Here is a 21,961-nt window from a genome sequence, read left to right as displayed (position 1 = left end):
CCGGGAGCAGACATGGTCGAGTCGAACGGCAGCGGGGTCACCACCGCGACCCGCCTGACCGAGGACGGCGTGCGGGCGATCGTGGCCGAACACGCCCTGGCCGCCGACCGCAACCGCATCCTGTCCCCGCCGGCGGTCCGGGCCATCACCGACGCGGGATTCCCGCGCCACTTCGTGCCGGGCCGGTTCGGCGGCACGGACGGCACGTTCGTCGACTTCCTGCACCGCGTCACCGTCGTCGCGGAGGGCTGCGCGGCGGCGGGCTGGTGCGCGTCGCTGTTCGCGTCACACGCCCGCATGGCGACCTTCCTTCCCCCGGAGGGCCAGCACGACCTGTGGGGCGAGGGGCCGGACGTACGGATCTCCGCGGGGGTGGTGCCCGGCGGCACCGTCACCGGTGCGCCCGGCGGCTATACGTTGACCGGTTCGTGGACCTTCATCAGCGGCATCGACTTCGCCGACTGGGTGCTCCTGTCCGGCCAGGAGCCGGACACGACGGAGCGGCGCCTGCGCTTCTTCGCCGTGCCGAGACAGCACTGCACGGTCGACGACACGTGGTTCACCGTCGGCATGCGCGGCACGGGCAGCCGGAGCGTCGTACTCGACGATGTGTTCGTCCCGGCGCACCGGTCGTTCAGCCAGGAGTCGCTGCTGACCGGAGCCCGCCCGGACGCCGAGCACCCCCTGCCGTTCCGGTTGGTCAACGGTCTCACCATGATCGCGGCACCGCTGGGCACCACCCGGGCCGCCGTCCAGGCCTGGTCGTCATGGATCGCCGCCAAGACGGAGATGTCCATGGGCACGGTGGTGCGGGCCAGGGACAAGGCCTCCGTCCAGGCGGCGCTCGCCCGCGCCAGCGCTGCGGTGGACGCCGCCGAACTGCTGCTCACGCGGATCGCGGCGCTCGCGGACGCCGGAGTGCCGATCGAGCCGGCCGTGGTGGCGCGCAGTCATCGCGACTACGCGGTCGTGGCCGAGTCGTTGACCGACGCGATCGAGCGGGTGCTGCGGTCGAGCGGTGCCCGGGCACAGGCCGAGGACAGCCCGATCCAGCGGGCGTGGCGGGACGTCCACACGGCCACGAGCCACGCCGCACTGCAGTTCGACCCGAACGCGGCCGTCTACGCCCGGCACATGCTCGGCACCGGCTGACCCGTCCCCGTATCCAGTACCGGCGCGTACCGCGCCCGCCCACAGGAGGGAGCCGGCATGGCTCAGGAGCCGCTCAGCGAGCAGGCGGTAGCGTCGCTGCGGTTGCACGAGATGGCGCACAGTCTCGGCGTCACCGCGGCGCTCGTGGCCGCCGCTAAGTTGGGCATCGCCGACGCGATCGCCGAGGAGCCGGTCCACGCCGACGACCTGGCAAAGAAGGTCCAGGCACATCCGGAGGCGCTCCGGCAGCTCATGCGGGCCCTGGTCACCCGCGGGGTCTTCGAGGAGGTCAGTGACCACGTCTACGGGCACACCCCGCTGTCCGTCGCGCTGCGCGCCGACACGCCCGGCAGCCGTCGACCGTGGGTGCTGCTCGCCGGCGCAGCGTTCTCCTGGCAGGTCTGGTCGAAGCTGGACGATGCCGTGCGCACCGGGGCGAGCGTCTTCCCGGATCTCTACGGCAAGGACATGTTCGCCCACCTGAGCGAGGACGAGCCCGAGCTGAGCGCGCTCTTCGACCGCGCCGCGGCCACCTCGACGGCGGCGATCGCCGAGGCGCTCGCGACGGCCCTGCACCTCGGCAGCGCCGCCACCGTCGCCGACATCGGCGGCGGCCAGGGCAAGCTGGTGCGTGCGTTGCTGGAGCGACACCCGGACCTGCGTGCGGTGCTGTTCGACACGCCCAGGGTGTTGATCGACGTCGACCCCGCCCTCCGCGGCAACGGCGCGCTCGCCGGCCGCTGCTCGATCGTGGCCGGCGACGTCTGGCAGGAGGTGCCGGTGCGGGCCGACGTCTACCTCATCAAGGGCGTGCTGCACATGTGGAACGACGACCAGGCCGCCGCGGCGTTGAGCTCGATCCGCCGCAGCGCGCCGCCCGGCGCCCGCATCATGGTCATCGAGCAGCTCGTCGGAGCGTCGAGCGCGCCGGGCATCACCACCATCATCGACCTGTTGATGCTGGCCACCCAGGGTGGCAAGGAGCGGACGGCACGGGAGTTCCGCGCCCTCTTCGAGCGGGCCGGGCTGGAATTCGCCGGCACGACCCCCACCGGGCCGATGAATCACCTGATCGAAGCCGTGGTGCCGGCCCGCGACTGAGCGGCGGTGCCACGAGAGGGGACCCCGACCGTGACGGTCGGGGTCCCCTTCTTTCGTCGGTACCGCCGACCGGTCTCACCCGTCGACGGCGCGGACCACGATCGCGGCGTTGAAGCCGCCGAACCCACGGGCGAGGACGAGCGCGGTGTGCAGGTGCCCGGAACGTGGCTCGCGCACCAGGTCGAGCTCGCACCCCTCGGCGAGCACATCCACATTGACGGTGGGTGGGATCACGCCGTCGCGGATCGCCAGCAGCGCGGTCGCGATGTCGAGTGCGCCGGCGCCGGCGTTGAGCCGGCCGGTCATCGTCTTCGGCGCGGTGACCGGCACGCCCGCCGGCCCGAAGATCGCCGCGAGCGTCTGTGCCTCGGCCCGGTCCAGCTCGGGCACCCCGGCCGCGTCGGCGAACACGACGTCGACGTCGACGGGGGACAGCCCCGTGTCTTCGAGCGCACCCCGGATCGCCGCCTCCAGCCGGCCAGGCCGGCCGGAGCCGGGAGGCGGGTCGAACGTGGCGCGGTAGCCGACGATCTCGCCGTAGATCTGGGGTGCGCCCCGCTCCCACGCGGTCGCGGCGTCCTCGACGATGAGGATCGCGCCGCCCTCGCCCGGCACGTACCCGGAAGCGTCCGCGTCGAACGGGCGGTACGCCCGCCTCGGGTCGTCCCGCCAGCTCAGTCGCCCGTTGGGCACCTGCGCCGCCAGGCCCCACGGACACAGCGACGCCTCCATGCCACCGGTGACGAGCAGGCGAACTCCGTTGCGTACGTGCCGCCGGGCATGCCCGATGGCATCGAGCCCGCCGGCCTGCTCGCTGACCAACACGCCGGTCGGTCCCCGCATCCCGTGCCGGATGGAGATCTGCCCCGTGTTCACCGCGTAAAACCAGGCGAACGACTGGTAGGCGCTCACGTACTCGGGCCCTCTTGCCCAGAGGTTCTCCAGCTCCCGCTGCCCGAACTCGAAGCCCCCGGCCGAGTTCGCCGTCACCACCCCCATGTCGAACGGGTCGAGCCGCTTCGTGTCGACGGCCGCGTCGACCAGCGCCCAGTCGGCTGCGGCCAGCGCCATCTGCGTCAACCGGTCGGTCTGCGGCAGCAGCCGTCCCGGGATGTGCTCGGCGGCCTCGAAGTCATGCACCTCCCCGGCGAGCCGGATCGGGAACCCAGATGCGTCGAACCGTCGGATGCGGTCGATGCCGCTCTCCGCGTTGAGCGTGCTCGCCCAGAACGCCTCCACACCGACGCCGTTCGGCGCGACGACGCCGATGCCGGTCACCACCGTCTTCATCCGTGCCCCCTACTCGGGTCGGGCCAGCAGCATGGCGCTCTGGAAACCACCGAAGCCGCTGCCGACGGTCAACGCCACGTCGAGCCGCTTCTCCCGGGCCACCAGCGGCACGTAGTCGAGGTCCAGCTCCGGGTCCTGGTCGTGCAGGTTGGCGGTCGGCGGCACGATCCCGTGCTCGATCGCCAGGGCGGTCGCGGCGATCTCGATCGAGCCGATCCCACCGAGCGAGTGCCCGACGACAGCCTTGATCGAGCTGACCGGCGTCGCGTACGCGTGCGGGCCGAGCGCCGCCTTGAACGCGGCCGTCTCGTGCCGGTCGTTCTGCTTCGTGGCGGTTCCGTGCGCGTTGACGTAGTCGACCGCCTCCGGTGCCAGCCGCGCCTGGGTGAGCGCTGAACGGATCGCCTCCGCCATCTCCCGACCGTCGGGACGCAGCCCGGTCATGTGGAAGGCGTTGCTGCGCGATGCGAAGCCGACGATCTCGGCGTAGACGTGGGCCCGCCGCCGCCGGGCGTGTGTGAGTTCCTCCAGGACCAGGACCGCGCCGCCCTCGCCGAGCACGAAACCGTTCCGGGTGCGGTCGTACGGGCGCAGGGCGTGTGCCGGGTCGTCGTTGCGATTGGACGTCGCCTTGATCGCGTCGAAACAGGCCACGGTGATCGGCGAGATCGGCGCGTCCGCGGCGCCGGCGAACATCACGTCGACCGTGCCTTCGCAGATCAGCCCGACAGCGTGCCCGACGGAATCGAGCCCGGACGTGCAGCCGGCCGAGACCACCCCTACAGGCCCCTCCGCGCCGACGTACCAGGCAACCTCGCTGGCCATCGCGCTCGGGACGAGATAGTCGTACATGTGCGGCACCGCATACGCGGGGTCGACGACCCATTGCCGGCCACCGTTGCTGAGGATGCGGTACTCCTCGTCGAGGTTGATCGTCGCACCGACGGCCGTGCCCATGCTGACCCCGGTGCGGTCCGGCCGCAGATCCTTGGTCTCGATGCCGCTGTCGGTCAGCGCCTCACGGACCGCCACGACCGCGAACTGCACCGAGCGGTCCATTCTCCGCACCTCGTGCGGGGTCAGCCCTTCCCGCACCGGATCGAAGTCACACTCGGCCGCAATCCTGGACCGGAACGGCGACGGATCGAAGCTGGTGATCGTCCTTGTGGCGGTGCGTCCCTCGGTGATCCGTTCCCAGAACGCCTTCACGCCAGGATCGCCGGGCGCTACCACGCCAATCCCGGTGATGGCGACACGTCGATTCATCGACACTCTCGCTCCTCACAGCAACTCCGCGATCGCATGCGCAACCGCGACCACACCGTCACCGACCATGTGCACCAGCCCTCGATTCCGGCTCAAGGGTCTCTGGAGAGGCCGTGGCGATGCCGGATTGGACGACAGGTCGACCGACGCTCGAGCGCGCCGGCCGAAGATCGCAGTGCATGGCTGGAAACCGTGTCCGCATCGGCCGCCAGCCCCAACCCGTCACATGAGGGAGGGAGCCTCCGTGCCACAGACGGCTACCGTCATCGGTGGATCGTTCACCGACGCCGACGACCGGACCGCCCGCCGGTTCGCCGAGTCCGCGCACACGTACAGCACCGGAGTCATGCCGACCGCGCAGTTCCACGCGTGGCTCGCCGAGCGCGCACTCTCGAGAAGGCACCGCGTGGACCTCATCGCGCTCGACGACCTCGACGGGTGGAGCGCTGACCCGGAGACCGGCAACCTGGGCCACCGCAGCGGACGTTTCTACACCATCGAGGGGCTGGAGGTCGTCACCGGCCACCGGCACAACCCCACCTGGTCCCAGCCGATCATCCTCCAGCCGGAGATCGGCATCCTCGGCATCCTGGTCAAGGAGTTCAATGGCGTCCTGCACTGTCTCATGCAGGCGAAGATGGAGCCCGGCAACATCAACGGCATCCAACTGTCCCCGACGGTGCAGGCCACACCGAGCAACTACACGCGAGTGCACCAGGGCAACGCCATTCCCTACCTGGAACACTTCATCACGGCCGGCCGGGGCCGGGTGGTGGCCGACACCCTGCAGTCCGAACAGGGCGCCTGGTTCCTGCAGAAGCGCAACCGCAACATGATCGTCGAGGTGACCGAGGACGTACCGGTGCTGGACGGCTTCTGCTGGCTCACCGTCGGACAGCTCCACGAGCTGCTGGCCGTGGAAAACCTGGTCAACATGGACACCCGGAGTGTCATGTCGATCATCCCTCTCGCGACGCCGATCGACCGGCCGTCCCTGCTTGACGAGGACTCCTTCCGCGGGGCGCTGTTGCGGTCGCTGAGCACGAGGCCCGACCCGAACGACGCGACCGGCAACCTGGTGAGCTGGTTCACCGACGTCAAGTCGCGCCGGACCCTCAGGCGACGCCCCATCCCGCTCCACCAGACGAAGGGATGGCTGCGGACCTCCGACCGCATCCATCACGAGGACGAGCGGTACTTCTCCGTGGTCGGCGTGCGGGTGGAGGCCGACGACCGTGAGGTGACCAGCTGGTCGCAGCCGATGATCGCGCCGGCGAGCCGGGGCGTACTGGCGCTGCTCACCAGACAGGTCAACGGGGTGCTGCATGCGCTCGTGCAGGCGCACACCCAGGCCGGCACGTTCGATGTCGTCGAGATGGCGCCGACGGTGCAGTGCAGCCCGGAGAACTACGACGAGGGCCGGCCACTCTTCCTGGACTACGTCCTGTCCGCGCCCGCGTCGCAGATCCGTTTCGACGTGGTGCACTCCGAGGAGGGCGGACGGTTCTTTCAGGCGGAGAACCGCTGCCTCATCGTCGAGGTCGACGATGCCTTCCCCACCGACGTGCCGGACGGATACGCATGGGCCACCATCAGCCAGCTGACCGACCTCACCCGGCACGGGCACTACTTCAACGTTGAGGCGCGCTGCCTCCTCACCTGCCTGCACACCCTGTGGTGAGGATGTCCACCGACCGACGCGCCGTCGTGCTCGGCGGAGCGGGCTTCATCGGGCGGCGGGTCTGCCGCACCATGACCCGGGCCGGGTGGGACGTGGTGGCGGTGTCCCGCCGGCCGGTGCCCCTGCCCGGCGTCCGGACACAACCGCTGGACCTGTGTACGGCGCCGGTTCTGCCGCTGCTGCTGCACGAGCGCCCCGCGGTGGTGGTCAACGCCGCCGGTGGGGTGTTCGGCGCGACCGAGCGGGAGATGCGTGATGCCAACGTCCTCCTGGTCGAGCGACTCGTCACGGCCTTGACCGCGCTGCCGTGGACGCCGAGGCTGATCCAGCTCGGCACCGTCCACGAACATGGCGACACGGCGGCGGGCGCCCCCCTGACGGAGGACACCCCGACGCGCCCGACCAGTGTGTACGGGCAGACAAAGCTGCGCGCGACCAGGCTGGTCCGCAGCGCGCACGCGGCGGGCGCGATCGACGCGGTCGTACTGCGCGTCGTCAACCTGCTCGGCCGGGACGCGCCGACGACCAGCCTGCCCGGCCGCGTGGTCGCCGAACTGGCGCGACTGCACCGGCGGGGCGAGTCGGGCATCCTGGAACTGCTGGCACTCAACGCCGCCCGCGACTACATCGACGTCGCCGACGTCGCCGACGCGGTGGTACGGGCAGCAGGTCGGCCGGTCGGCGGTCGGGTGATCCCCATCGGCAGCGGTACGGCGACCAGTGTGCGCTGGCTCGTCCACGAGCTCGTTGCCATCAGCGGCGTACCCGCGACCGTCGCCGAGCTCGAGCCGCTCGGGCCGGGAGCCGTCGGGAACAGCGGCGGGGCCCACCACATCACGGTCGACACCACGCTGGCCGACCAGTTGCTCGGGTGGCGGGCGCGGACCACGTTGACAGGCTCGCTCCGGGCGATGTGGCTCGCGGCGAGCGAACCGGCCCCCGAACTCGGTGCCGTGCCGACTCCATGAGCACCTGCCAACCGCGTTGCGAAAAGAGATGCGCCGTGAGCGATGAGAAGACCGAGATTCTCGAGCTGGTCCGCAAGTATCATCAGCTCCGCTCGGACCAGGAGTTCATACCGGGCGTGACGCTCGTGCAGTCCTCGGGTGCCACGTTCGACGACGACGACCGGGTGGCATTGGTCGAGGCGGCACTGGACATGCGGATCGCCGCCGGTGTCAGCACCCAGCGGTTCGAGCGGGACCTCGCGAAGTTCTTCGGCCTCCGCAAGGCCCACATGGCCAACTCGGGCTCGTCGGCGAACCTGTTGGCGCTGACGGCGCTGACCTCGCCGACCCTCGGTGAGCGTCGACTCCGGCCGAAGGACGAGGTCATCACCGTGGCGGCCGGCTTTCCCACCACGGTCAACCCGATCATCCAGAACGGGATGGTCCCGGTCTTCGTCGACGTGGAGCTCGGCACCTACAACACGACACCTGAGCGGATAGCCGACGCGATTTCGCCCCGAACCAGAGCGATCATGGTCGCGCACGCGCTGGGCAACCCGTTCGCCGTGGCCGAGGTCGCGGCGCTGGCCCGGAAACACGACCTGTACCTCATCGAGGACAACTGCGACGCGGTCGGCTCCACCTACCGAGGCCAGCTCACCGGCACGTTCGGCGACATCGCCACCGTGAGCTTCTATCCGGCGCACCACATCACCACGGGTGAGGGCGGTTGTGTGCTGACCCACAGTGTGGCGCTGGCGCGGATCGTCGAGCAGCTGCGCGACTGGGGCCGGGACTGCTGGTGCGAGCCGGGCAAGGACAACACCTGCTGCAAGCGCTTCGAGTACCAGCTGGGGACGCTGCCGTACGGCTACGACCACAAGTACATCTTCTCCCACGTCGGCTACAACCTGAAGTCGACCGACCTCCAGGCGGCCCTCGGCCTCAGCCAGCTCGCGAAGGTCGCCGAGTTCGGGGCGGCCCGCCGGCGCAACTGGCAGCGCATGCACGACGGTCTGCGCGACGTACCGGGACTGTTGCTGCCCAGCCCGACCCCGGACAGCGACCCGAGCTGGTTCGGCTTCGTCATCACCGTGCAACCGGACGCGCCCTTCACCCGTCGCGGGCTCACCGACTTTCTGGAGTCCCGGCGTGTCGCCACCCGCCGCTTCTTCGGCGGCAACCTCACCCGCCATCCCGCGTACGTGGACCGTGAGCACCGGATCGCGCACGCCCTCACCAACTCCGACCTCATCACCCAGAACACCTTCTGGGTCGGCGTCTACCCGGCGTTGACCGCCCAGATGATTGACTACGTGGTGGCGACGATCCGCGAGTTCGTCGCCACCTCCTGACTGCTCCGCCCCGGGGCGGAGTGCCGCAGAGGAGACCACATGCGTGTGCTGTTCACAACCACAAACTGGCGAGGTCTGTACTCCTGCATGCTCCCGCTCGGCTGGGCGTTGCAGGCCGCCGGGCACGAGGTGCGGTTCGCGTGCGCACCCCCGCAGACGACGACCATCAGCCATGCCGGACTGACGCCCGTCCCGGTGCTCGAGCCGCTCGGCGTCGTCGAGTTGGAGCGCCTCGCCCGGTACGCGGCGGCGGTGCGGCAACCGGACCAGTTCACCGACGACGTGCCGTTGCTGCACCCGATCACCGGTGAGCCGGTCACCGACGTCGCCGACTACGACGTCGCCACCAACGAGCCGGTATTCCGTCGGGAATCCCAGGAAATCCTGGACCGCAACTTCGACGCGGCGGTCAGGTTGGCCCGGGCGTGGCGGCCCTCCCTGGTGATCCATGACCTCATGAGCCCGGAGGGCGTGCTCGCGGCCCAGGTGACCGGCGTGCCGTCGGCCTACCACTCGCTGGGCATGTTCGGGGCGGCGGAGGCCAGCCTGTACGACCCCACCAGCGCCGCCGCCCGGTACGGCGTCACGCTGGAACGGTCGCTCATCGGCTACGTCATCGATCCGACGCCCAGCATGATCATGCCCGCGCACGGCGAAGCGCTGCGCCTGCCCATCCGCTACCTCACCTACGACGGGCCGGGTGAAATGCCCCTGTGGGTCCTCGAGCAGCCGAGCCGTCCCCGCGTGACGCTGCTCTGGAGCCGGGGAACCGCCAACATCTTCGGCACGGAGGTACCGACGCTGCGGCACGCCATCGACGCCGCGGTGGCGCTGGGCGCGGAAGTCGTGGTGACCGCGCCGCCGGCCCAGGCGGACGCCCTCGGGGCGATGCCGGAACACGTGCGGGTCCTCCGCGAGTTTCCGCTGCACATGCTGCTGCCGACCAGCGATGCCATCATCCACCAGGGCAGCGGCAACCCCATGATGAGCGGCGCCGCGGCCGGACTGCCGCAGCTCATGCTCGCCATGACGGACGACGGTGTCGAGATGGGTCGACGATTCGCGCATGCCGGCTCGGCGCTGGTGCTGTCGGGCCTGAACGCCACCGCCGACGAGGTGCGCGCCGGCACCGCCGAGTTGCTCGGCAGCCCTCGACTGCGGGAGGCCGCCAAGAAGATCCAGGCGGACATGGCCGCGAACCCGACCGCCGCCGATCTCGTGGCACCGCTGGAACGGCTCGCCGGGACGGGTCGGCTCACCGCGGCCGACCTCGCCGCCGCCCTCGCCGTCCGGAGTGCCTGACGGCGTGGGCACAGCGTTCGCGACAACAGTGTCTCGAGGTTGTCCGGTGCCCCGCCGTATCCGGATGACCTCCAGGGCATTTCCACGCCTCGGACCGCGCCGCCGCGCCGGCACTGCCCGAGGAACGGATCCGTCCGATCAGCGTAGGCAAGGACGGGTAACCGACTGTAGCTGGGGAGTTAGCCGGCCTTTAGAACCCAACTCTACGCTGTAGGAGAACCGGGTATAGTGGAGGGCCAGCCGCCGGATCCCGCGTCACAATCGTGTGACGCAGTGGACGGTGGTGGTTGGCCGTCCGCGCACTGTCGTAGCCTGCGGGCACAGGCGACGATGACGCTGGGGCCAGGGGGGAGGCCAGTTTCCGCGCGGTCGGTTCGACGGACAGCGCGCCGTTACGGACAGATGGAGACCGCACCCTTGATTCGTCGACAGGCCACTGATCGTGGCCGGTCGACGGGTACCCAATGGCGAGACCCATAACGGGGGCTCACACTGCCGATGTACAAACAGGCGGTATGGAGGGCGAGTGACAGCGGCACGTACACCGATAAGGATTATCCTGCTGGACGACCACACCCTGTTCCGGGAGTCGCTCCGGGAAGCACTGGAGACGGACAGCGAGCTGTCGGTTGTCGGCGAGACAGGCCGCCCCGAGGCCGCAGTGGATATGATCTTGAGTTCGGAGCCCGATGTCGTCCTGGTCGACGCACATACTCCTGAGGCGCTGGCCGAGCGCGTGCGTCAGATCGGTGATCTGAAGACAAAATCCAGGCTTCTGGTCCTCACCTGGCATGAGGATCCGTGGTTGATCCGGTCCGCAGTCACCAATGGAGTGGGCGGCTATGTGCTGAAAAGCATCACCCGACTCGAACTCGTCTGCGCGATCAGAAGCCTTTTCGCGCGCGAGCGCCGCATTGTCATGATGGTTTCGGCCGACACGCTCACCTATGCCTTGCAGGCCGGGCGTAGCGGGGCGGAGGGCATTTCCCGGCGTGAACGGGAAGCACTCATCCTCGCCTCGCATGGGCTCAGCAACGCACAGATCGGGCGGCGGCTTTCCATCACCGAGGGGACCGTCAAACGGCACCTGAGCAACGTCTATATGAAACTCGGAGCGGCCTCGCGGGTGGACGCCGTCAACAAGGCGATGATGGCCACCCTGATCCCGTCCGTGCTGGGCGGCAGAATGTAGCAACCCTGGTTCATCGCCGTTCTCGGTTGAGCCCGTGGAGCCACCATCCCGGATACGGTCCGACCTTCCGGTCGGCACGCTGCCGCGGTGTCCGCCCATACCTCTATGGCGGACAGCGCGGCAGCGTGCGGGACGGCCCCGAGTGCGGCGGTGCGACGCTCAGCTCAGGACGTCACCGTGGGCGAGCCGTTCGGCGAACGTCAGACACTCCTCGTAGCCCGGCAGCAGTCCCGCCGCCTGCGCCTCGGCGAGCGACGGCGCGGCGGCGTCCTTGGCGGACATGATCGGAGGCTCGGACAGGCCCCACGGCAGCCGCAGCGCCGAATCGAGCGCGTTGACCTCGATCATCGTGCCGTGGACGTACTCCGTGGAGCAGAGATAGGCCATGCAGGCATCGTCGGTCAGCGTGAGGAACGCGTGCCCGAGTCCGTCGGCGAGGTAGACGGAGACCCCCGACGCGCCGTCCATCGCCGTGACATCGAACTGACCGAATCCCGGTGAGCCGACCCGAAGGTCGACCACGACGTCCAGCACCGCCCCCCGGACGCAGGTCACGATCTTCTCCTGGCCGGGCGGCAGCGCCGTGGAATGGATCCCACGGAGGGTGTTGCGCCGTGACGTCGAGCAGTAGAACTGCCCAATCCTGAAGGGGTGGCCGATCACCTCGGTGAGGGCGCCGCTCTTGAACATCTCCAGGCTGACTCCCCGATGATCCGGAAAGCGCTCCGGGACGATGCGGAAGGCGCCCGACACCGCCGTCTCTTCGATGCTCACCGGGCTAGGCGATCTCTTCCAGCCTGCGCACGATCTCACTCGTCCGGGGCTGGGCCTCGATCTCGTGGCGCAGCTTCAGCGCCGCCCGCTGGTACGGCCCGTCGCCGATCACCGCGCTCACCGCGGACTGGATCGCCGCCGCATCGGCCTCCTCCTGCGGCAGGTGCCGACCGACCCCCGAGGCATCGATCCGTTGCCCGTTGAAGATGCCCTCCGGGATCGCGGTGATCGCGACGTGGGGCTTGCCGCACGCCGCCGTCGTCAGCATCATGCCGGTGCCTCCGAAGTGGACCACGGCGGCACTCGCGTCGGCCAGCAGTTGGAACGGCACCCAGTCGACCGTACGGACGTTCGACGGCAGACCGGCCAGATAACCGGCGTTGCCGGGCGCTGTGGCAGCGACGGTGACGACGACCTCGACGTCGAGCGCGGCGATGGCGTCGATGGCCTCGCGGGCGAACTGGACGACCTCGGGGCCAAGTTTCTTCTCCTGAGTCGTTCCCCAGGTGAAGACGACCCGGGGACGCTCGCCCGGCTGGAGCAGCCAATTCGGCACGTTGCCCGATCCGTTGTACCGGACGAACTGCATGTCGAAGCGGGGCGCTCCCGCCGTGTACGACGACGGCCCGTCCTCGTCGCGCCACCGCAGGCTGGGCGGGCAGGGGTCGACCCAGGCCGCCGGGTCGGCGATCGGCTCGACCCCGAAGCGCTTGAACTGGTTGACGTAGTCGGTGCGCAGTTCGGTGCCGTAGATGCTGTCCATCTCGACCCGGAAGTGTCGCACCATCCCGTAGAGATTGCACACGGCGGGAACGCCGACCACCTGCGCGGCCACCGCGCCGGCGAACGTCACCGGGTCGTACACGACCAGGTCGGGGCGCCATGCGCGAGCGAACTGCACGGTCTCCTCGATCATGCCCTCGCAGCGCAGGAAGGCGATCGGAGCAATGCCGTCGACGAATCGCGCCAGTGCCTCCTCCGTGGTCTCGCCAGGCTGGGGCGGCTTGGGGCGGAACGCTCCGCTGGCCATGAAGGCCGAGATGTCGGCGTCCCTCCCGACCGCCGCGCCGAGGAGCCCGGACTCCCGCAGCGGCTCCGCGATCGCGGGCGCGCCGACGACCCGGACGTCATGCCCTGCCGTCTGACAGGCCCAGGCGAGCGGCACCATCGGGAAGTAGTGGGGGCGCGTCCCGTAGCTGGTGAAAAGTACACGCAAGGCGACCACCTTCTGACGAGTCAGTGTGAGGTGCCGTCATGCTCCGCCCGACGGGTCGAGTGCCGGTCGAGCAGCAGTGGAGCCGCGCCGGTACTGCTCGAAGCCACCTCAACCCATCATCGAGCTCACCAGCCGAGGATCACCGCGAACGGTCGATCCGTCGTCTGCGGAGGTGCCATCCATGCATGTGCTCGTCACCGGAGGTGCGGGATTCATCGGCCAACCGGTCGTGTCCGCCTGCCTCGAGGCCGGCCACGAGACCCGCGTGCTCGACGCGCTGCTGCCCCAGGTCCACGCCGGGCACACCCCCACGTTCCCGGCCGATGTCGAGCTGATCGTCGGCGACGTCCGCGACGAGGCGACCCTGGCCGCGGCCCTGCGCGGGATCGACGTCGTCTGCCACCAGGCCGCGATGGTCGGTCGGGGTCGTGGCACGATCGACGCGCCCGGCTTCACCAGCTGCAACGACTACGGCACGGGCGTGCTACTGGCGACCATGACCCGGCTCGGCCTGACCCGGCTGGTGCTCGCCAGTTCGGTCGTCGTCTATGGCGAGGGACGGTACCGCTGCGACGAGCACGGCGAGTCCTCGCCCGGAATGCGGCAGCGAAAGGACATCGACGCCGGCCGTTTCGAGCATCGCTGCCTGCGCTGTCGACGGGAGCTGACACCGGTCGTCGTGGAGGAGACCGCACCGCTGGAGCCACTCAGCATGTACGGCGCGAGCAAGGTGGCCCAGGAGCATCTCGTCCGGGCCTGGGCCATCCACACCGGCGGCAGTGGCATTGCGCTGCGGTACCACCAGGTGTACGGGCCCGGCATGAAACGCGACTCGTCCTATTCCGGGGTGGCGTGCACGTTTCGGAGCATGGTGCAGCGCAACGAGACGCCCCAGGTGTTCGAGGACGGCCGCATGCGCCGCGACTTCGTCCACGTGCGGGACGTCGCGACGGCCAATGTGGCGGCCCTGAGCGGGCAGGTCGAGGGCTTCCGGGCGTACAACGTGGCGAGCGGCCAGCCCCGGACGGTGGGGGAGATGGCGGCCACGATGGCCCGCATCGCCGGCGCACCGGCGCCGGTGCTGACCGGGCAGTGCCGCCTCGACGACCTGCGCCACCTTGTCGCGACGCCGCAGCGGCTGATCGCGGAGCTCGGCTGGCGTCCGGCCGTCGACTTCACCGACGGGGTCAAGGAGTTCGTGGCGTCCCCGATGATGGACTGAACACCGTCCGGCCGGTCTCCTACCGCAGGCCGGCCGGGGAGCGCCGTCGATGCCGCTCGTCCGTCACCGACCGCCGGAGACGGTCACCGTCTCGCCGGTCGTGTTGCCGTTGGCGGCCGAGCCCAGGAACACGACCGTCTGCGCCACGTCCTCCGGCGCGCTGAGCCGGCCGGTCGGGGTGCCAGCGGTCTCTCGCTCCCGGACCGGAGCCGGCAGTCTGGAAAGCACGTCGGCGGTCGTGGTCAGGCCGGGGCAGACGACGTTGACGAGAATCCCGTCCTTGCCGACATCCCACGCCAGGCTGCGGGCGAAGCCGTGCAGCGCCGCCTTCGCGGCGCCCAGGAACTCCTGCCCGGAGCCGCCACCGAGCGCGTTGTGCGACGATAGCAGCACGATCCGACCCCACGTGCGGCGCCGCATCTCGGCGACGGCCAGGCGGGTGAGGCGGATCGTGCCGCCGAGGTTGTCGTGCACCACCGGCAGCCACTGTTCGTCGTCGACGTCCTCGAAGCGGACACCCGCGTCGCGCCTCGGCGGCCGCCGCACCGCGTTGGCCACCAGGACGTCAAGTGCACCCCAGCGCTGGACGACCGCGGCCGTCGCCTGTGCGGCGGCGGCCGGGTCGTCCAGCGAGTACGGCACCGCGAACGCCTGGTCCCGCGCTGCGCCCAACTCGTCGGCGATTGCCTCGGCGGCCGACCTGTCCGTGTGGTACGTCAGCGCGACCCGGGCTCCCTCGGTGGCGTACGCCCGGGCGATCTCGCGCCCGATGCCGCGGGTGGCACCGGTGACGAGCACCGTCTTGCCGGAAAGCCCGAGATCCATGATCTGCTCTTGCCGGTCAGGCGGGTTTGCGGGCGACGACGACCCGGTCGTTGGTGACGGTTTCCAGATCGACCACGGTGTCGTAGCGGAAGCCCGCCTTCTCCATCCATACGCGGCAGTCCTCGGCGGAGTACTCGGACCCGCCGCCCCGGCTCAGTACCCGGCAGTTCAGGCTCTGCAGCAGTGCCGGCGCCTCGGTCCGCGCGTCGTCGAGCATGGCGTCGTAGACGAGCAGGGCACCGCCCGGCCGGATTGCCGCGAAGGTGCGCCCGATGATCTTCTCCCGGTACTCCGGCGGCCAGTCGTGCAACACGTGACCGATGATGATCACATCCGTCTCGGGCAGGGTGTCCTGCACGAAGTCACCGCCGTAGAAGGTGACCCGTTCAGCGGTGCCGTGTTTGGCCATGTGCTCGTCGAAGAGCGGCTCGACCGGCGGCAGATCGTAGACGCCACCGGCCAGGTGCGAAACCGCCGAGACGAGGAGCGCGGCCACGTTCCCCCGCGCCCCACCCAGGTCGACGAACGACCGGTAACCGCTCCAGTCGATCGCGGTCGCCAACTGCGGCGCGACGAAGCCGTTGTAGGTGTCCATGTGGTTCATCAGCCCACGCACGACCTCGTGGTTCTCGTAGACCTTGAGGAACGAGTCCGTGCCGTACAGCACATGCTCCTCGGCCGCCATGTCCTGCAGGGACTGGGTCAGGTCGGCCCAGAGCCGGTAGTGCTTCCTCGCGTGCTGCACGATGCTGCCGCCGATGTAGTGGCCGCCGGAGGAGGTGAGGAACTCCCCGACGCCGTCGCCGAGCGCGTAGCGTCCGCCCGCCCGGGTGAGGAGGTTCAGGCCGACCAGCGCGTCGAGGAAGTCGGGGGTCATCCGCGGCCGGATCTTCAGCTGTTCGGCGACCTCGTCAGCCGTCGCCGGACGCTGCGCGAGCATCTCGAACAGACCCAACTCGACCGCGCTCTGCAGCACCTTGGATTGGAAGTAGGCCGAGTTGAGCTGCATGATCGATCGTGCCTGCCTGGCAAGGCCCAGTAGCGTGTCGCCCATGGTCGAATGAACCGCCCTCTCGGTGTTCGAAGCGGAGGCTGCGCGTCGGTGATGCGCCGCTGCCAGCCTTCTTCGTCACCTTCGAGGAGCCGTCGAGAAGCGTTCGATCTCCGCCGGTCCGCCTCGCGGGCGGTCCGGGCCCGGCCGTCAGCTCCGGGACAGCCGCTGCTCGAAGCCGTCGAGCAGCGCCTGCAGGCCCAGCTCGTATTCCTCGTCGGGCTGGTATCCCCCCGAGATGGCCTCGGCCAGGTTGGGATAGCTCTCGAAGATCATCGCATTGACGACCTCCGGCGAGGTCGTCGGCCCGCCGACCGGATCCCCCATCTCGGCGAAGACGTGGCCGACGGTGAACGTACGCAGGCAGTTGACCATGTGGAGGATCTCCCGGCCGGTGAACCCAGAGCTCTGCACCAGTCCGATCGCCCGGTCGCCGAAGGCGAGCACCGACGGAGTGTAGGCGGGGCGGGTGGCGATGACCGAGAGTAGATTCGGGTGCCGGCGGAGCACCTCGCGCATCGTACGCATGAACGTCGCAACCTGCTCGCGCCACGAGCCCTCGGAGACGGCGTCGAAGACAGTCTCGATCTCCGTGTAGACGGCTTCGACCAAACCGTCGAAGAGCGCGGTCTTGTTGGGCAGGTAGTAGTAGACCGCCATCGGGTCGACGCCGAGCTCAGCTCCCAGCTTGCGCATCGACAGTGCGCTGACCCCGTCGCGGTCGATGAGGGCCATTGCGGTCTGGATGATGTAGTCGCGCGTCAGCGCCGGGCGAACGGGTCGTCCGGCGCTGCTCGTGCCTCTCGTCGAGCGTTCGGTCATGTAGTTCCCACTTTTGCATCCGATGGCCGGAAACGCAGACCGGCCACGATGGCGAAGCCTAGCGCGAAGGCGGCCATCACCAGCAAAGACGGGGTCACGTCGGTGAGGCCGGCGTGGTCGAGCGTAATCTTGTGCAGCGCGTCCAGAGCCCAGTAGGCGGGACTGATGTGCGCTACCGCCTGTAACCAGCCGGGCAGCGTCGAGGCGGGTGCCAGGGCACCACCGATGCCGCCCATGAGCATGCCGCCCAGGTTACCAATGACCAGCGCCTGGTCCATCGTGGCGAAGACCGCCACCAGCATCACACCGTAGGACACCACCATCGCGACGAACACCGCGATCACGACGATCAGTGCGATGACAGAGCCGTTCGGGCGGTATCCGAACAGCAGCGCGCCGGCCAGGAACAACACACCCATCTGGAGGAACTGGACCACGTACAGCGGGGCGACCTTGCCGAGCACGATGTCGAGCGTCGAGGCGGAACTCGCGCGGAGTCGGTCCCACGTGCCCCAGGCGTGCTCGCGGAAGAACAGGGTGCCGACCAGCGCGGTGCCCAGTAGGGCGAAGAGCACGCTGAGGCCGGGGATGAGCTGCTCACTACCGGTGGCGCCGGAATAGCCGGACTGCGTCAGCTGCGCCTTGGTCGCGGGCAGGAGGAAAGCGGTGAGCAGCAACGGCATCAGGATGGTCAGGACGAACGGGGCGGGGTCCACCAGCAGCAGCCGAGTGCCGCTCCGTGCGATGGCGAGGCTACGCGACGACATCATGGTCGTTCTCCAACGTGAGTGCCCGGCCGGTGATGGCCAGGTAGGCGGTTTCCAGACTTGGACGGACGAGTTCGACGCCGACGAGCGAATGGATGCTGTCGCCCAGCGTCGCGAGCGCACCGGCGGCGGCCGCGGCCGGATCGGATGGCGGCTCGATCGGCACCAGCGTCGACTCGTCCGCCCGCCAGCCGGGCAGCGCCGGAGGCGGCCCGTCGAAGCGAAGTGCCACACTCGCGGTGGCGTAGCGTCCGACCACCTCGGCGAGCGATCCGTGCACGGCCACCCGGCCCTCGTACAGCACCGCGATGTCCGCGTCGAGCTGCTCCAGCTCGGTCAGGTAGTGGGTGGTGTAGACGACGGCGGCACCCTCGGCGGCGAGGGAGCGGACGATGTCGAGGATCCCCGTGCGGGACTGCACATCGGCACCGACCGTCGGCTCATCCAGAAACATGAGGTCGGGCTTGTGCAGGACTGCCAGGCCGGTGTGCAGCCGGCGCTTCTGACCGCCGGACAGCTCGCCGGCCTTCTTCTTCAGCGACTCGCCCAGACCGAGCGCCGCCGCGACCTCGAGACTCCGACGCCGTACGGCGCCGCCGGACAAACCGGCCAGCCTTGCGAAGAACTCGAGGTTGTCCAGGACTGTGACGGTTGGATAGATGCCCAGCTCCTGCGGCGCCAGCCCGATGTGCCGGGCGGCCCCGCGCCGGTCGCGCAGCGCGTCGATGTCCGCGACCCGCACGCTGCCACCGTCGGCTGACCGAAGCCCCGCCACGATCGAAATGAGCGTCGTCTTACCGGCGCCGTTGGCACCGAGCAGGCCCACGATCTGCCCGGACTGCACCGACAGATCGACCCCGCGCAGAACCGGATGGTCGCCATACGCCTTCTTCAGGTCCTTGATCTCCAGCAAAGCGGCTCCTCTCTACGTCGTAGAACTCATCTACGCAGTAGAGTAGCCGTCCCTTGTTCCAAGTCAAGGCGTTGCACGGGGCAATTCTACAGCGTAGAGTCGACGTGGCGGCCGGGCTGCCGCACGTCGCGTCACGAGTGCACGCCGTCGCAGCGCTGTAGGACGGGGCTGGGCTGTGCGCGCTCGTCAACGGCCATCCGAGACGGAGGACCTGGCGTGGATGCGCTTGATCTCGCACGCCTGCAGTTCGCGATGACGACCAACCTGCATTTCCTGTTCGTCGCCCTCACGCTCGGGTTGGCGCCGCTGGTCGCCATCATGCAGACCCGGCACGTGCTCACCGGCGCCGCTATCCATGAACACATGACCCGGTTCTGGGGTCAGATCTACCTCATCAACTACGGGGTCGGCATCTTCACCGGCCTGGTGATGGAGTTTCAGTTCGGGCTCAACTGGAGCGGCCTGTCGCACTATGCCGGCGCCGTCTTCGGCGCCCCACTGGCACTCGAGACGATGGTGGCGTTCTTCCTGGAGTCGACCCTCCTCGGGTTGTGGATCTTCGGCTGGCACCGGATACCCCCGAAAGCGCACCTGGCCCTGATCTGGCTGGTCACGCTGACGGCCTACCTGTCGGCATTCTGGATCATGGTGGCCAATTCGTTCCTGCAGAACCCGGTGGGCGTCGAGGAGCGCGACGGCCAACTGGTGCTCACCGACTTCGGCGCGCTGATCGGCAATCCGCACCTGGCCTGGTCACTGCCCCATGTCGTCGGTGCCGCGCTGGTCACCGCCGCTTTCGTCATGGTGGCGATCAGCTCCTATCACCTGTTCCGGCGGACGTCGGCCGCCGAGTTCTTCACGCGTTCGCTGCGGACCGCGGTGGTGACCGCACTGATCGGCACGATCCTGACGTTCGTGTCCGGCCACCTCTCCGTCTTCCCGGCAGAGCGGACGCAGCCGGGCAAGTTCGACGCCCCGACGATCGACGGCCCCTTCTACACGATGCTCGGCATCGGTGACGCCCTGATGCTCTTTAGCATCCTGGTCATGCTGCCTCTGCTCCGGCGCGACCGGCTGGCCCGGTGGCGATGCCTGCATCCGCTGCTGATCGTGCTGATCCCACTGCCCTATGCCGCGTCCGTCCTCGGCTGGGTGAGCCGGGAGGTGGGCCGGCAGCCGTGGCTCATCTACGGCAAGCTCCGGGTCGCCGACGCGCTCACCCCCGGCATCACGGCCGACATGATCCTGGCCTCCCTGATCGGCTTCGCCGTCGTCCTCGGGATCCTGGTGGTGCTCGACTACGTCCTCATCGCCGGCGCCGCGCGACGCGGACCCGACGACGTCGCGCTCGGCACGCCGCCGGCTGCGGACCTCCCCACGCCGGTCGCGCCGCCGGACACGGACGTCCCCGCGCGGAGCCTGATCGGAGAACAGGGATGACAGTCCTGTGGTTCGTGTTGTTCGCCCTCATCCTCGTCGGCTATTTTGCGCTGGAAGGCGCGAATATCGGGGTCGGCGTGCTACTGCCCGTCCTCGGGCGCGGCGAGCGGGAGCGGGCCCGGCTGGTGTCCACGCTCGGGCCGCTGGTGCTCGTCGGTGAGGTCTGGCTGGTCGCGGTTGCCGGCTTGCTCTTCGGCGCGTTCCCATCGGTCGAGGGTCATGTGCTGTCCGCCCTGTATCCGCTCGTGGTCGTCCTGCTGCTCGGTTGGGTGGTCCGCGATGCCGGCGTCTGGTTCCGACGCCGCGCCACGGCTCCCGCATGGCGGCTCTGGTGTGATGGTCTCGTCGTCACCGGCAGCATCACGCTCGCGTTCACCTGGGGACTGATCCTGTACGCGTTGCTGGTCGGCCTCCACCGCCAGGTTCTCAGCCCGGCCGGCATCCTGCTTGGTCTCGCCGTGACCGCCCTGCTCGCCGTGCACGGCCTGGTGTTCGCGGCATCGAAGGCACGCAGCCGCGCCGCGACACTGGTCGCGCGACGACTCGGTCCATTCTCGAAGATCGGGGTCACCGGGTTCGCGGCGGTGCTACCCGCCCTGGTCATGGTGAGCCTGCGGGCGTCGTATCTGCTCGACAATGCCGCGCCGGACGGGACGCTCAGCACGATGGCCTGGATCGCCCTGCCGGTGGTGCCACTGATCGCCGCGGCCCAGTGGTGGGCCTGGCGGGCATTCACCCGTCCGGCACCGGTGCAGTCCTTTTTCTGACCGACCCACCAACCGCACGGTCATGCACCTGGGAAGGGTGGCGACCGCACGGCGGAAGGGGACACCGGTGGGGCCGTGCGGTGGCAACGGATCAGGGTTCGTCGAGCAGCGCCACGGCCCGCGCCCACCCCGCACCTGCGCCGGCGATCTTCACCGGAAAGCAGGAGACGGTGAATCCCGTCGGGGGGAGGGCCGAGAGGTTGGCGAGCCGCTCGATCTGGCAGTACTCGCGTTCCCGCCCGGCGAAGTGGGCGGGCCAGAGCACCCCCGGGTCGCCGGTGTGGTCGAACCGTTCGAGCATGTGCGCAAACGGCGCATCCAGGCTGAACGCGTCGGTGCCGATGACTCGCACGCCGAGGTCCAGCAACAGGTTCGTCGCCGACCCGTCCAACCCGACGAAGTCGGAGAAGTACTTCGGCGTGCCGTTGAGCACGTCGGCGCCAGTGTGCAGCAGCACGATGTCGAGCGCCTGCGGCGTGTAGCCGACCCGCACGAACTCCGCGTTCAGCCGGGCGGCATCGACCGTACCGACCGGTTCGTCGGACAGGTCGAGCACGACACCCGGCCGTAGGAACCATTCGAGAGGCAGCTGGTCGATGTGCCGGGGCGTACCGTATGCCGCGACCGAACCGTAGTGTGACGGCGCGTCGACGTGCGTGCCCGTGTGACTCGTGAGCGTGAGGGTGTCCAACGACAGCAGCTCGCCGCCGGGCAGGACGGACGGATCGAAGTCGATTCCGGCGTGCTTCCGCATCTCCTCCGCCATGTGGACGGCACCCTCGGCCGGAGACATGATCTCGTGGATGACCGGATCCGGCTCCCACGCCCTCGCGTCAATCGGCGAGGAAAGGTCTATGAGGCGCATGTGCCTGCTCTCC

The 21,961-nt window shown here is 69.3% G+C and carries 20 protein-coding genes; 10 read left to right on the top strand and 10 right to left on the bottom strand.

Annotated features, from left to right (window positions below):
- The first annotated feature begins 12 nt into the window (after positions 1-12).
- Positions 13-1,152: a hydrolase gene (locus ABZ807_RS16845; RefSeq protein WP_357158019.1), complete on the top strand. Its 1,140-nt coding sequence runs from the start codon at positions 13-15 to the stop codon at positions 1,150-1,152.
- A 57-nt stretch (positions 1,153-1,209) separates the two neighbouring features.
- On the top strand, positions 1,210-2,253 hold the full coding sequence (locus ABZ807_RS16840) for a methyltransferase (RefSeq protein WP_357158017.1): 1,044 nt from the start codon (positions 1,210-1,212) through the stop codon (positions 2,251-2,253).
- 75 nt (positions 2,254-2,328) lie between these two features.
- Here the strand turns inward: ABZ807_RS16840 and ABZ807_RS16835 are convergent, their stop codons facing one another.
- Together ABZ807_RS16835 and ABZ807_RS16830 are read right to left on the bottom strand one after the other, a co-directional pair.
- Positions 2,329-3,543 (bottom strand): ketosynthase chain-length factor, encoded by a 1,215-nt coding sequence (locus ABZ807_RS16835; protein WP_357158014.1) that lies wholly within the window; start codon positions 3,541-3,543, stop codon positions 2,329-2,331.
- 9 nt (positions 3,544-3,552) lie between these two features.
- Positions 3,553-4,809 (bottom strand): beta-ketoacyl-[acyl-carrier-protein] synthase family protein, encoded by a 1,257-nt coding sequence (locus tag ABZ807_RS16830; RefSeq protein ID WP_357158011.1) that lies wholly within the window; start codon positions 4,807-4,809, stop codon positions 3,553-3,555.
- Positions 4,810-5,053: 244 nt separating this feature from the next.
- Here ABZ807_RS16830 and ABZ807_RS16825 point away from each other — a divergent pair, with 244 nt between their 5' ends.
- From ABZ807_RS16825 to ABZ807_RS16805, 5 genes are all read left to right on the top strand, one after another.
- The gene (locus ABZ807_RS16825) at positions 5,054-6,490 is read left to right on the top strand and encodes an NDP-hexose 2,3-dehydratase family protein (protein WP_357158008.1); all 1,437 of its coding nucleotides are present in this window, start codon (positions 5,054-5,056) and stop codon (positions 6,488-6,490) included.
- A 2-nt stretch (positions 6,491-6,492) separates the two neighbouring features.
- Positions 6,493-7,458 carry an NAD(P)-dependent oxidoreductase gene (locus tag ABZ807_RS16820; RefSeq protein WP_357158005.1) on the top strand — a complete coding sequence of 322 codons (966 nt, stop codon included), beginning with the start codon at positions 6,493-6,495 and terminating at the stop codon, positions 7,456-7,458.
- A 35-nt stretch (positions 7,459-7,493) separates the two neighbouring features.
- Complete coding sequence (gene rfbH, locus ABZ807_RS16815) at positions 7,494-8,792, top strand: lipopolysaccharide biosynthesis protein RfbH (RefSeq protein WP_357158002.1); 1,299 nt, start codon at positions 7,494-7,496, stop codon at positions 8,790-8,792.
- A gap of 39 nt (positions 8,793-8,831) precedes the next feature.
- Entirely contained in the window at positions 8,832-10,094 is a 1,263-nt protein-coding gene (locus tag ABZ807_RS16810) for a nucleotide disphospho-sugar-binding domain-containing protein (protein WP_357157999.1), read from the top strand.
- 526 nt (positions 10,095-10,620) lie between these two features.
- The gene (locus tag ABZ807_RS16805; protein ID WP_357157996.1) at positions 10,621-11,286 is read left to right on the top strand and encodes a response regulator transcription factor; all 666 of its coding nucleotides are present in this window, start codon (positions 10,621-10,623) and stop codon (positions 11,284-11,286) included.
- A gap of 159 nt (positions 11,287-11,445) precedes the next feature.
- On the opposite strand, the gene rfbC is transcribed toward ABZ807_RS16805, so the two are convergent.
- Positions 11,446-12,060: a dTDP-4-dehydrorhamnose 3,5-epimerase gene (rfbC, locus tag ABZ807_RS16800; protein ID WP_357157993.1), complete on the bottom strand. Its 615-nt coding sequence runs from the start codon at positions 12,058-12,060 to the stop codon at positions 11,446-11,448.
- Between the two features lie 4 nt (positions 12,061-12,064).
- The gene (locus tag ABZ807_RS16795) at positions 12,065-13,276 is read right to left on the bottom strand and encodes a nucleotide disphospho-sugar-binding domain-containing protein (RefSeq protein ID WP_357157990.1); all 1,212 of its coding nucleotides are present in this window, start codon (positions 13,274-13,276) and stop codon (positions 12,065-12,067) included.
- A gap of 181 nt (positions 13,277-13,457) precedes the next feature.
- Here ABZ807_RS16795 and ABZ807_RS16790 point away from each other — a divergent pair, with 181 nt between their 5' ends.
- Positions 13,458-14,498, top strand: a complete 1,041-nt coding sequence (locus ABZ807_RS16790) for an NAD-dependent epimerase/dehydratase family protein (protein WP_357157987.1) — start codon at positions 13,458-13,460, stop codon at positions 14,496-14,498.
- A 63-nt stretch (positions 14,499-14,561) separates the two neighbouring features.
- Here the strand turns inward: ABZ807_RS16790 and ABZ807_RS16785 are convergent, their stop codons facing one another.
- The 5 genes from ABZ807_RS16785 to ABZ807_RS16765 form a co-directional block, all read right to left on the bottom strand.
- Complete coding sequence (locus ABZ807_RS16785; protein WP_357157984.1) at positions 14,562-15,323, bottom strand: SDR family NAD(P)-dependent oxidoreductase; 762 nt, start codon at positions 15,321-15,323, stop codon at positions 14,562-14,564.
- Positions 15,324-15,339: 16 nt separating this feature from the next.
- A complete protein-coding gene (locus ABZ807_RS16780) occupies positions 15,340-16,332 on the bottom strand; it encodes a methyltransferase (protein WP_357157981.1) in 993 nt (330 codons plus the stop codon).
- A 192-nt stretch (positions 16,333-16,524) separates the two neighbouring features.
- Positions 16,525-17,196, bottom strand: a complete 672-nt coding sequence (locus tag ABZ807_RS16775; RefSeq protein ID WP_357157978.1) for a TetR/AcrR family transcriptional regulator — start codon at positions 17,194-17,196, stop codon at positions 16,525-16,527.
- Entirely contained in the window at positions 17,193-17,966 is a 774-nt protein-coding gene (locus ABZ807_RS16770) for an ABC transporter permease (protein ID WP_357157975.1), read from the bottom strand. The genes ABZ807_RS16775 and ABZ807_RS16770 overlap by 4 nt, the downstream gene beginning before the upstream one ends.
- Positions 17,950-18,876, bottom strand: coding sequence for an ABC transporter ATP-binding protein (locus ABZ807_RS16765; protein WP_357157972.1), 927 nt, complete (start codon positions 18,874-18,876; stop codon positions 17,950-17,952). The genes ABZ807_RS16770 and ABZ807_RS16765 overlap by 17 nt, the downstream gene beginning before the upstream one ends.
- Positions 18,877-19,092: 216 nt before the next feature.
- Between ABZ807_RS16765 and ABZ807_RS16760 the strand changes: the two genes are divergently transcribed.
- Both ABZ807_RS16760 and ABZ807_RS16755 read left to right on the top strand, forming a co-directional pair.
- On the top strand, positions 19,093-20,316 hold the full coding sequence (locus ABZ807_RS16760; RefSeq protein ID WP_357157969.1) for a cytochrome ubiquinol oxidase subunit I: 1,224 nt from the start codon (positions 19,093-19,095) through the stop codon (positions 20,314-20,316).
- A complete protein-coding gene (locus ABZ807_RS16755; protein WP_357157966.1) occupies positions 20,313-21,083 on the top strand; it encodes a cytochrome d ubiquinol oxidase subunit II in 771 nt (256 codons plus the stop codon). Before ABZ807_RS16760 ends, ABZ807_RS16755 begins: the two co-directional genes overlap by 4 nt.
- Before the next feature lie 91 nt (positions 21,084-21,174).
- On the opposite strand, the gene ABZ807_RS16750 is transcribed toward ABZ807_RS16755, so the two are convergent.
- Positions 21,175-21,948 carry a cyclase family protein gene (locus ABZ807_RS16750; RefSeq protein WP_357157963.1) on the bottom strand — a complete coding sequence of 258 codons (774 nt, stop codon included), beginning with the start codon at positions 21,946-21,948 and terminating at the stop codon, positions 21,175-21,177.
- Positions 21,949-21,961: the final 13 nt, after the last annotated feature.

Source organism: Micromonospora sp. NPDC047548 (assembly GCF_040642975.1).
Lineage (GTDB): Bacteria > Actinomycetota > Actinomycetes > Mycobacteriales > Micromonosporaceae > Micromonospora.
This window is presented reverse-complemented; position numbering and strand designations above follow the sequence as displayed.